Below are 11544 nucleotides of genomic sequence, written 5' to 3' on the forward strand. Positions count from 1 at the left end.
GCCGGAAACACTCCGGAAAGAAGCGGCACAATAAAAAACGGCGGGACCCGAAGGCCCCGCCGCTCTTTTTTGTATCAAGTGCAGGCTCGAATTAGAATTCGTAGCGAGCACCGATTTGAATGCGCCATGCAGATGGGTTGATGGCGATGAAGTTTTGATCGTCTGGGTTAAAGTCATCGATATCGAAGACATAACGACCTTCATCATCAATCTCACCATCAATCACGTCAACGAGGCCGTTAAAACCACCTCGTGAACGCAGCAGGTTCGCACCGCTGTCAAGCAGGTTCAGGAAGTTTGCAAAGTCGGCAAACAGCTCGATGCGGTCATCCTTGATACCCGTGAGACTACCGATGAACGGCAGTTCTTGGCTGAAGCGCAGGTCCATGTCGTAGTGCCAATCGTTACGGCAGGTGTTGCGACGGATGCTCTCACCAGGTGTGAAAGCACAACCCGATGCATTCACGTAGTCTATCACAGCCGCCACGGCTTCTGGATCAGAAAGCGGTGATACGTTCGGATCACTCATGCCTGATGGAACATAAAGCAGCGCATTATCATTACCCGAAGAACGATCAGCGAAGACACCGCCACCATCAAAGGTCAGGCTGTATGGACGACCTTCACGGGCACGGAAGAAAATACCGATGTTGGTATCGTAGCCATCGAAGAACTCTTCGCGGAAGTTAACCGCCGCTGTGAAGTTGTGACGGGTCTCCGTGGTTGCAGTCGACAGTGCCGGATCTTGACGATCAAAGGCTGCGGTTGCGTCAAACGACGAAGTAGCCGTCGATGACTGGTTGTTACGAGCGTTGTTGCTGTCCGTGAATGCATAACCAAACTGAACACGTGTCGAACCGCCTTGCGTGAGAAGACCGCTCTGGAACTGCTTGCTGATTACAGCCGAGATCGAGTGCGCATCGCCGTCACGGCCATTGGTCAACTGGATGTTGTCATCGCGGCTGGTGTTGAAGCACTCTGGCGTTACGCCGGTGTAAACCGGAGGCGTTCCTCCAGTGCCCTGAAGCACCGCATTACAATCAGCATTGGCAACATTATCAATCGCTGCAAGAATTGGACGACCATCAGTGGTGAAGCCATTGACGCCCGTACGAATGTCAGGTGTCTGCGACAGATCTACGAAGTTCAGCGAGTTGTTGAACTTTGAGTAGATGTAGTCGAGCTGCAGGTTCCAGTCGCTGAAGAAGCCGGTGTCGGTTCCGAAAGTGGTTTGGAACGCAAGGCTGGCACGCGTCACCGTTGGGACATCAAAGTCCGGATTGGTTGATTGAACGTCAGCCAAGCCCGCTTCTGCATCGGCCGCTGCGCCGTCGATCGCACATTGAGGGAAGCCGCTGAAGCTGCCGCCAGCAAGTACGTTGAACTGGCCGGTCACAGGATCGACAGGAATGTCGCCAGGGCCACAGTCAAAGCGGGTTGTACCCAATGCGCTCGAGAAACCGTTGTTCGAGAACGCGTTGGAGTAATACACAACCGGATCACCGCCCGAGAAGATGCCTACACCACCTGTCACGCGGCTATCAGAGATGAACCCTTCGTTGAAGAACTCATAAGTCGCTGAGAGACGTGGGAGAATGACAGGATCGAGCGAGCTGAACGGTACAGCGTTGCTGAAGCCATAACGGTCGACGAAGTTCTGGTTGAACTGCGGTGCGTCACCGTCATAGATCTGTACGCGAACACCAGCGTTGATCGACAGTTGATCGGTCGCTTGCCACTCATCTTGAGCGTAGAACGAATAGATCGTACGGCCGAAGGTTGCTGCTGCATTGTTGATGTCGCCGCCTGAAGCTGCGTTGATATCGCCGCCAAGAGCTGCACCAGTAGCGATTTCTTCTGCGTTCGGGAACAGTTCGGTGCCTGGCGACAAAAGACCTGCTTCGAAGTCAGCGAAGTTCTGGAAGTAGAGCGAACCGGTTGCGTTGATCGCGAACAGGTTGAACACCTGCAAATCGTTCACCTCGGCGCCGAGCTTAACAAAGTGACCGCCGCCCGCATCAATGTTCATCTGGAAGCGGGCTTGATCGATACGCGTGTCAAGCTGGTTAGCCGAACGGAAGATACCCGGGCCAGTGCTCAGGATGCCTTCTTGATCGGTGACACCACCATCCGAACGCGCGGTGCCGTCAGGCAGGACGCCTACGACAAGACGCGGGGTTGGGTTGTCAGATTGCGCTTCGCCAAAGCCGACCGGGCCTTGGACGTCGCCGACTTCGGCACGGCTCACACGAAGCTCGGTCGAGATCGTATCTGTCCAGTCTGAGTAGAGACGGACGGAGTAGTAGTCAGAAGTCGTGCCTTCATCTTCAAACGAGTTGAAGCCGGTGATGTTCTGACCACCGAAATCGCTTTCGATGTTGGTTTCTTCAAGGCGCTGGTAGGTTGCCTCGATACGGTGATCGTCATTGATGATACCGTCGAGACGCGCAAAGTAACGCTTGTTGCCTTCTGGAAGAGCCGTCGGATAACCGCCAATGTCCTGACCGTAGACGTCGCGCGCGATACGAGCGAATTCGTCAAACTGTGCCTGGCTTACAAAGTCAGCTTCGTTTGTGAAGCCGCCGCCAGCAGGACCAAAGTTGTTACCGCCGGTGAGATCAGCTTCTTCGTAGCCGACCGAGAAGAACAGGCGATCTTTGATGATTGGGCCAGAAAGGGTCGCGCCGTAACGCTTCTCTTCGTTGGCGTTCAATGGTGCACCATCGAGATTGTCAGCGAACAGGCCGCCGTCAAAATAGGTGATGAACGCAGAACCGCTAAACTCGTTCGAGCCAGCTTTGGTCACAACGTTGATGAGACAGCCGGTGAACTCGGAGTACTCAACGTCGAATGGTGCGAACTCAACCGAAAGCTGATCGACGATGTCGAACGGAAGCGGGAGCGAGTTACGTGCAGCAAACGGCGTACCGTTGAGACCAAACACGTCTGACTGCACAATGCCGTCAACGGTGAAGGTGTTGGTGCGGTCGTTCCCGCCAAGGCAGGAAATACGATCAACGTCGTTGTTCTGCTCGAGGCTGACGCGCGGGTCGATGCGGATGATGTCGCGAATGTCGCGGGTGATCGAAGGGAATGCTTCGAGCGTTTGGGTGTCGAATGCCGAACCCGGGCCCACAGCAACCTGGCTGACCTGAGCGCGAACGCCGGTAACAACGATCGTGTTGCCTGCGTTTTGCGAGCTCAGCGAGAAGTTGAAGCTGGTGTTACCTGAGATGTTCAGGAACACGTCTTCAACGGTTTGGCCTTCGAAACCGTCAGCGGTCACCGTAACAGTGTACGGGCCGCCTGGCTGGAGCGACTGAACGCGGAAATTACCGTCAGAACCAGCAGAAAGCGTGCTGGCCTGGTTTGTACGAGTGTCGGTGACGACGATGGTTGCACCATTCAGCGCATTGCCTGCTTCGTCAGTGACATTGCCTTCCACGCCAGATGTAATCTGCTGTGCGTGAACAGGTGTAGCGATAGTCGCTGCTGCCGAAAGGCTGACAACGCTTGCTGCTAGGAGATATTTTAACTTCATGAGAGAGGGGCCCCTTACCACTTTAAGGATCGGATAACTGGACACGGGCCTGCGCCCGCTGAGGTGCCCATGAGGGGGTTTTTGTGACAGGTCCATGACGGCCGCCTTGCCCTGACTGGAAAACTAACCATTCAGCCTAGACCAATCGCCAAAATCCCTAGGGATTCTGCGCCATACAGCGCGGTGTTGCGCCGATGCCACGCAGGAATCCTTTTTGATTTTGGCCTAATCAACGCCCGCAAAAACGCGGATTTGGCGAATCAGATGGTTCAGGCGAGGTTGATTTCGCGCAGCCGCTGCAGAAGAAAATCATGCGAGCTTATCGGTGCTTGCGGGACTGCGCCTTCTTTTTTGATGCAGCTTTCCAAGGGATCGATCATGTAATCAGGGCGGAAGTGGAGAAAGAACGGCATAGAATAGCGAGACCGCTTTGCCCCTGCCCCTTTCGGATTGACCACACGGTGCGTGGTCGAACGCAAAACGCCCGCTGTCAGTCGCTCCAACATATCGCCCACATTGATGACAATTGAGCCTTCCTCGGCAAAGACCGGGTGCCATTCACCGGATTTCGTCAGCAGTTGAAGTCCGGCTTCTTCCGCGCCAAGCAAAAGGGTGATCGTGTTGATATCGCCATGCGCTGCTGCGCGAATGGCCCCTTCCGGCGCATCGTCTCCAAGCGGCGGGTAGTGAAGCAGGCGCATCACAGAATTGCCGTCCTTAACCGTTGAGGCGAAGAAATCCTGTGGAAGCTCAAGATGCAGCGCAATCGCTTCGAGCACGCGTAGGCCGGTGCTCTCGAAAGCGGCGTAGAGCGCACTGAATGTCTCTTCGAATTGGGCGATCTCTTTGGGCCACACATTGGGCGCCATGTACTCGGCCAGTTCATGACCTTCCGGCAATTCGCGGCCAACGTGCCAGAACTCTTTGAGATCAAAAACCTCAGCGTCCTTGGCCTTTTCTGTGCCAAACGGCGTGTAGCCGCGCGCGCCGCCTCCGCCCTCAAGCTTGTAGCTGCGCTTCACCTCATCGGGCAGGGCAAAGAACGCTTTAGATGTTTCTTCAGCGCGCTCGATCAACTCTTGCGGAATGCCATGATCGCGCACCACCGCAAAGCCATATTCGGCAAAGCTGCGCCCCAATTCCTCCGCAATATCCTGAGGAGGCTGGGCCAGGGAAACGGAGGCGATGCCGGCGGTTGCCAGAGCGGTTTCTCGTGTGTCGGTCATTGCGCCCACTTAATGGAGTGAGCCGCCCCATTCCAGAGTGTTTGCTCTAAAAAGGCAAAAATAGGCTCGCCAATGCCGCGCTCATCAGATTGGCGAGGCTGCCAGCAGCAAGCGCTTTAAGGCCAAGGCGCGCAATCACTGGCCGCTGGTTCGGAGCAAGTCCGCCGGTCACCGCCATTTGGATGGCGATGGAGGAAAAATTGGCAAAACCGCACAGCGCGAAAGTGACGATAGAGCGGCTACGCTCGCTCAACCCTTCGACTGCGCCAAGCTCGATGAAGGCCACAAATTCGTTGAGCACGATTTTTGTGCCGAACAGTCCGCCGGCGATCTGCGCCTGGTCCCAATCCGAAATACCGATCAGGAACATGACAGGCGCGAAGACATAACCAAGCAGCTGCTGGAAGGTCACATCAGGATAGCCGAACCATCCACCAACACCGCCTAAAAGGCCATTGGCAAGTGCAACCAGCGCCACAAACACCATAACCATCGCACCAACAGCCACTGCGAGCTTAACGCCGGTAGTGGTCCCTTGCGCGGCCGCTTCGATAATATTGGCAGGCGCCTCGCCCTCTTCGAAGGTTTCGGAGACAGCAACGGTCTCCATAAGCTTGTCGTGTTCGGCGGCTTCTTCGGGATCGTCAGGCATAATGATTTTAGCCATCAAAATGCCTCCGGGTGCTGACATAAAGGCCGCTGCCAAAAGATAGGGCACTGCGTCAGACCCGAGGAAAGAGGCATATGCAGCAAGGATAGTGCCGGCCACACCCGCCATGCCAACACACATCAAAGTGAACAGACGCGAGGGAGGTAGGGCGGCCAGATAGGGGCGCACGACAAGCGGGCTTTCGGATTGGCCGACGAAGATATTGGCAGCGCTGCCCAATGCCTCGACCTTGCTGATCCCGGTGAGCCAACCAATCGCCCCGCCAAGCCAGCGCACCAACCGCTGCATAACACCGAGATAATAGAGGATTGATACAAGCGCTGCGAAGAACACGATCACCGGCAGGGCGGCGATGAGGAAGGTGTTGGCGAAGGGATTGTCACCCATCGGACCGAACAGTGTCTCAATCCCGACGACCGAGAACCCGAGCAGGGCGATGACCCCGTCGGACAAAAACTGGATTGCGACCACGCCAAAATCGGTGCGCAGGACCAGCAGAGCCATGAGCGCCTGCAACGCAAAAGCCGCCCCCACAACCCGCAGTTTTATGCGCCGTTTTCCCGATGAAAGCAGGAATGCGATTGCCAGAATTGCGATAATACCAAAGACGCTGAACAGCATCGAAGTTGCAGTTTCACTCACGTAAGCACTCAGCCGCAGGTCACGCGCTTATGGGCGATCCCTGCCCCCTTTTCCCGATTTGAATGCACAGCGGCGTGGCAGTTTGCGTCAAAGTTCGCAAGTGGGCGCGCGCAAGGGCCCGTTGACAGCTTGCCGGGCGACGCTTTCCTTTTGGCAAGCCCTCGCCTAGCCATTGGCGTCATGAGCGAAGATATAAAAACGGACACCTTGGCCACAACCTCACGTCCAGCGACCATTTCCATGCCCTTGGGATTGTTCGTTTTCACCCTGCTATATGGCGGGATGACAGTCCTTGCAGGCGTTCTTGCCTATAAGCAGGTGCAATTGGTCCCGACCGATCTGGCCGTGGAATCGGGCATATTTGCCTTCCTCCTGCTGGTCGTAATTTCCAGCACTCTGGCACAGCTCTACGGCAAACAGATGGCAACAAGGATTGTCTGGTGGGGATTTTTACCGCTGCTTATCGCCTCATTGCTGATGCAACTGGTCCTGAACCTTCCCGCTTCTCCAGAAATGCTGGGTGGCCGCGCCGATGATCTGGCCGCGTTCGAGCGCGTGCACTCCACCGTGTGGCGCGTGTGGGCAGCGGGCCCTGCGGCCTATATTGTCTCGCTGCTCCTCAACATCTGGATTTTCGACAAGCTTAAAGGTTCAGGCGAAGCGACCACCCTTGGGCTTATGGCGCGCGGCGCATTGGCGTCCGCGCTTAGCCAAGCGCTCGATTCGGTGATCTTCATCACGCTTGCCTTCTACGGCCTGTTCCCGATCATGAACCTGCTGATCGGACAGGTGATCGCAAAGGTGGCGCTTAGCATCGTTCTGGTGCCGTTCCTTATCACTTTCGGGGTGAAAACCGCGCAGTGGCTGGATACAAGAAAGACCACCGCGCAGCAGGCCGACGAATTCGCCTGACAGTCCGCAACTGGCTCACTCCCTCGTCAAACGGTATTCGTTGCGGTTGGGGATCACCTTAGAGACCGTGTCACCGTTTCCGGCAAGGCACCACGCATTTCCTTTACGATGGCAATGCGCTGGCGGTGGAGATTGGTGCATCGGGCCAGGTGCTGCGGCGCGTCGCCTGTGCTGAACTGGTTTCAGTATCCATGGCTCCAATGTAGAAGCAGACGATCCGTTGGTTTGGTATGAAGGAGCACAAGGTTCCGGCACGGGCCGCCGCTTTGTGCATTCCGATCCTCGCGGTAGCATTGTTGCGGTCACCGATTACCAAGGCAATTCCATCGCGACCAACTCCTACGATGAGTACGGCATTCCGGACACCGCTACCAGCGGCAATGACATCGCGACCAAGGGGCGGTTTCGGTATAGCGCGCCTCGCAGCAAGTGCCGGGGGCACTTCGAGAAGCAAGCGCAGGCGTGGCTGCCAGAGCTGGGCATGTATTACTACAAAGCCCGCATATACTCGCCGACGCTGGGCAGGTTCCTCCAAACCGATCCCATCGGGTATGAGGGAGGAATCAATATTTATGCCTATGCGGATAATGACCCGATAAACTTAATTGACTTTCTGGGACTTAAACCAGGTGACCGATTTGAAGACCCCGAAGATGCTGGAAGGGATGCAGTCGACTACATTAATTCCAAATCGATCGAAGAAAATGTTGAATACGGCGGGAGTATTGAGCGTGAGGTTACGACAACAGAAAAGGTTGATCCAGAAACTGGAGAGACAACAACCGTCGAAACTGTGAAATATTTTGCAACCGAACCGATCAAGGGACGAGAAAATGGTAGAAACGTGGACATACCAATCGACTCTGATACTACTGTTGGCGACTATCATACACACGGTGATTATTCTCGTGAGGGACGTAATGGTGACGCGATTCGAACGAACAAGAGACGCGATGAATTCAATTCCGACCGTACTAACCCGGGCGATCTTAGAAAGACACGGGAAGCTGCAAAACATACAAGAACAGCCCGACGGGCGAGAGGTGAAAGATATGTAAGCGTGACCGGGACACCGAGTGGTAGAACGATAGTGAGGAGTCGAAGATAAAATGCAATTTACCAAGATCGCAGCGATGTGCGCCGTCAGTCTTTCGAGTTGCGCTTGTCTGCCTCAAGATCTCACCCCGATTGAATCAATCGAGGCTGCAAACGTCCCCCTAGCAGGTATGACATCTCACAAATGCATGATAGCAGCGGACAATGGATGTTTAGATCACCTGAAAGTATCTAGATCTTGGTCTCTTGCAATGATCGATTTCTTGTCGAGATTGGAAGCCAAATACCACAACGAGCAATGTTACGAAATTGTGTTTGATCAGTCTGAGAACAGAATGTTGTTTTCGGCTCTCGTCATCCAGGACGAAATTCGAGAGAGGCGTACTTTGCGGTTACGTGAGCGTGATTGCGAAAGAGGAATCACATATGAATACGACCGAAATGGTCGACACGAGAACACTTACTTGATTAGGTAGCTCTAGTTCGTACGGAGAGAAGTTGTTGTAAGCCTATGGTGTTCCCATTGAACGAGGGTGCTACTTGCTGAGATACTCTTCCATGATTGTTCACTGACCCAACAGTCTTTTCGAAAAGTAGGTCCAGATTGGAGAATATATTCCGCAGACCGCAAGGCAGTCCTGTCTGCTTTAGACGCACTATCTACTTCCTCTGGGTGCCTTACTCCCGCCTAAGCGACGCCCCCGAATATGGATCATAGTCGGCAGGTGGCAGCTCGGGCCTTGCGGGTTCGCTCGCCACATTCTCGGCTTGGTAAACCATTTTGGGCGTATGCACTTCACCTTGCCACATCAGAGCAGAAGCAATTACCGGCGCGCCCAACACGACAAAGCACCCTAGCACCGCTTTTGCGCCTATGCGCACAGGTAAACGCCCACCCAGCGCCGCAAACCCCACCAGCGCCACCGCTATCACACAAAGCGCAATCACCAGCGGCCCTTGCATAAGCTCGGTGATCCACCCCATAGCGCCCTGCAATGGCGAGGCACCGCTCGGCTCAAACAAGCTCCGCTGCACAGCCAGCTGCTTCAACACCGCGCCCTCCATCATGCCGCCGCCAAAACTTGAGAAACCCGCCGCTTGCCGCCACGTCTCTCCAATTGGACAAACACATCAACGCTCTGGCGCACATAGTGTCGCACGTCTTCGCGGCTGAGCTTGGAGCCTGCTTGCAGCACCAGCAGGGCAAGCTGCTCGATGGCCCAAATTATGGGGCTCTCGCAGGTGTGTCGGCGTGGATGGTGGTCATGGAGCCGGGATGCCCGGTGAAGCCCCGCGCGAAGGAAGGTGAAGGCCTCCACCCCGCGCAGCTCACCCAGAATGATCCGATCAGGCCGCATACGCAGCGCCGCGATCAGCAAGTCTTCAGCCATGATCACCCTGAAAGCGTTTGGATCAACAATGGAATGAGCGCTAGTAAATGTTCTCTGGTGAGGCGTCTCACATTCGATAAGATAGCTGATATGGCGGACAATTATAGCATTTGCGCCGCGCGATATCTGAAGGAACATTTATGACGGATCCGGGCAAGCACGGGGCCAAAGCTGCACAAGCGCAAGGCATAAGCGAGGAGTATCTCTCGCAATATCAGCGCTCCATTGCCGATCCCGATGGCTTCTGGCTCGATGCTGCTGGCCTGCTCGACTGGAACGAAGCGCCATCGGCCGGTCTGGGCGAGGATGGAAAAAGCTGGTTTCCGGGCGGCCATCTCAACATCTGCTTCAATGCGGTGGATCGGCATGTGCTTGGCGGACGAGGCGAAGACCGCGCTCTCATTTACGAAAGCCCGGTCACCAGCACGCGTCAGACTTTCACATTCAGCGAGCTTCAGGATGAGGTAGCGCGAACAGCCGGGATGCTTGCGGAGCTTGGCGCACAGATGGGTGACCGCGTTCTGATCTATATGCCGATGGTGCCACAAGCCGTTATTGCCATGCTCGCCTGCGCGCGGCTCGGGCTGATCCATTCTGTTGTGTTCGGCGGTTTCTCGGCAGCAGAACTGGCCAAACGGATCGATGATTGCGAACCGCGCGTCCTGCTGACTGCATCGTGCGGAATCGAAGGCAAGAAGGTCATCCCCTACAAGCCGATTGTCGACGAGGCTTTGAGCGCAGCATCTGCGCAGGTCGACCATGTCGTGGTCCTGCAGCGCGCAATGTGCTTGGCCGAGCTTCATTCACCCGCAGACCACGATTGGGCCAGTCTTCTTGCAGCAGCCAAGCCCCGCTCTTGTGTAAGCGTACGGTCAGATCACCCGCTCTACATTCTCTACACCTCCGGCACGACCGGCAAACCCAAGGGCGTTGTTCGCGAAACCGGCGGTTATGCCGTCACGCTCGCATGGAGCATGGGCAGCATTTACGGGGTTCAGCCAGGAGAGGCATATTGGGCCGCGTCCGATATCGGCTGGGTGGTTGGCCACAGCTACATTGTCTACGGACCGCTTCTAAACGGCAATGCGACAGTCCTCTATGAGGGCAAACCCATCGGCACGCCGGACGCTGGCGAATTCTGGCGGATTGTCGAGAGGCACAAGGTCAGCGTTCTCTTCACCGCTCCCACAGGCATTCGCGCTATTCGCAGCGCTGACCCGGACGCGGCATATCTGGCAAAAAGCGATGTCTCATCCTTGCGCGCGCTATTCCTCGCCGGAGAGCGGGCAGACCCTGACACGGTTGAATGGATCGCAAACGCGCTTGACCGCCCGGTGGTCGACCATTGGTGGCAAACGGAGCTTGGCTGGCCAGCGCTTGCATCGTGCATCGGGCTGGGGTGCGAGCCTGCGCCAATTGGTGCAGCGGGCTATCCCGTTCCAGGCTTCAAATTTGAAGTGCTTGACGAAAATGGTCTCAAAGTTGATCCTAGAAAAACCGGCAATCTTTGCATCAAAGAACCTCTTGCACCGGGCAGTTTTCGCAGCCTTTGGCGCAATCAGGAAGGGTTCGACAGCTACTTCACCACATTCCCTGGTTACTATGCGACGGGCGATGCCGGTGAGCTGGGAGAAGACGGAGCGTTCCGCGTCATGGGGCGGACCGATGACATCATAAATGTCGCGGGGCACCGGCTATCGACAGGACAGATTGAAGAGGTCGTCTCATCCTGCCCGGCCGTGGTCGAATGCGCTGTCATCGGGGGCCATGACGAGCTCAAAGGCGAAGTCCCGGTTGTCTTTTACGTTCGTAGCGCCGGAGCACAGGAAGACACCGCGGCTTCGAATGAAATCCGCGATGCCGTGCGCGGCCAGATCAGCCCAATCGCCAGTCCGCGAGATATCATTTCGGTCAGCGCGCTGCCCAAAACACGCTCGGGCAAGATTTTGCGCAATCTCCTGCGAGCCATCTTGAATGGAGAGGATTACTCTGTCCCCCAAACGATTGAGGATGCTGGCGTAATCTCGCAAATCATCGCGGCAGTGCGCACGAGTTAAGGACCCGTCGCGGGCTCTTTCATGTCACCGCCTCGTCTGGCATGATCAC

At 55.8% G+C, this 11544-nt stretch carries 8 protein-coding genes; 3 read left to right on the top strand and 5 right to left on the bottom strand.

The features are described 5' to 3' along the window. Positions 1-91: 91 nt before the first annotated feature. From AC0V6Q_RS09660 to AC0V6Q_RS09670, 3 genes are all read right to left on the bottom strand, one after another. Positions 92-3541, bottom strand: coding sequence for a TonB-dependent receptor (locus AC0V6Q_RS09660; RefSeq protein ID WP_486168170.1), 3450 nt, complete (start codon positions 3539-3541; stop codon positions 92-94). Between the two features lie 269 nt (positions 3542-3810). Then, positions 3811-4767: an isopenicillin N synthase family dioxygenase gene (locus AC0V6Q_RS09665; RefSeq protein ID WP_486168171.1), complete on the bottom strand. Its 957-nt coding sequence runs from the start codon at positions 4765-4767 to the stop codon at positions 3811-3813. 46 nt (positions 4768-4813) lie between these two features. Further along, positions 4814-6058 carry a NupC/NupG family nucleoside CNT transporter gene (locus AC0V6Q_RS09670; RefSeq protein WP_486169289.1) on the bottom strand — a complete coding sequence of 415 codons (1245 nt, stop codon included), beginning with the start codon at positions 6056-6058 and terminating at the stop codon, positions 4814-4816. A 201-nt stretch (positions 6059-6259) separates the two neighbouring features. Here AC0V6Q_RS09670 and AC0V6Q_RS09675 point away from each other — a divergent pair, with 201 nt between their 5' ends. After that, complete coding sequence (locus AC0V6Q_RS09675; protein WP_486168172.1) at positions 6260-6991, top strand: queuosine precursor transporter; 732 nt, start codon at positions 6260-6262, stop codon at positions 6989-6991. A gap of 220 nt (positions 6992-7211) precedes the next feature. After that, complete coding sequence (locus AC0V6Q_RS09680; RefSeq protein WP_486168173.1) at positions 7212-8099, top strand: RHS repeat-associated core domain-containing protein; 888 nt, start codon at positions 7212-7214, stop codon at positions 8097-8099. Positions 8100-8725: 626 nt separating this feature from the next. Here the strand turns inward: AC0V6Q_RS09680 and AC0V6Q_RS09685 are convergent. Further along, positions 8726-9100, bottom strand: a complete 375-nt coding sequence (locus AC0V6Q_RS09685; protein ID WP_486168174.1) for a TrbC/VirB2 family protein — start codon at positions 9098-9100, stop codon at positions 8726-8728. An 11-nt stretch (positions 9101-9111) separates the two neighbouring features. Then, positions 9112-9438, bottom strand: a complete 327-nt coding sequence (locus AC0V6Q_RS09690; protein ID WP_486168175.1) for a hypothetical protein — start codon at positions 9436-9438, stop codon at positions 9112-9114. Between the two features lie 140 nt (positions 9439-9578). Here AC0V6Q_RS09690 and AC0V6Q_RS09695 point away from each other — a divergent pair, with 140 nt between their 5' ends. Further along, positions 9579-11495: an AMP-binding protein gene (locus AC0V6Q_RS09695; RefSeq protein WP_486168176.1), complete on the top strand. Its 1917-nt coding sequence runs from the start codon at positions 9579-9581 to the stop codon at positions 11493-11495. The last annotated feature ends 49 nt before the right edge of the window (positions 11496-11544 follow it).

It is taken from the genome of Erythrobacter sp. S227, assembly GCF_057364925.1.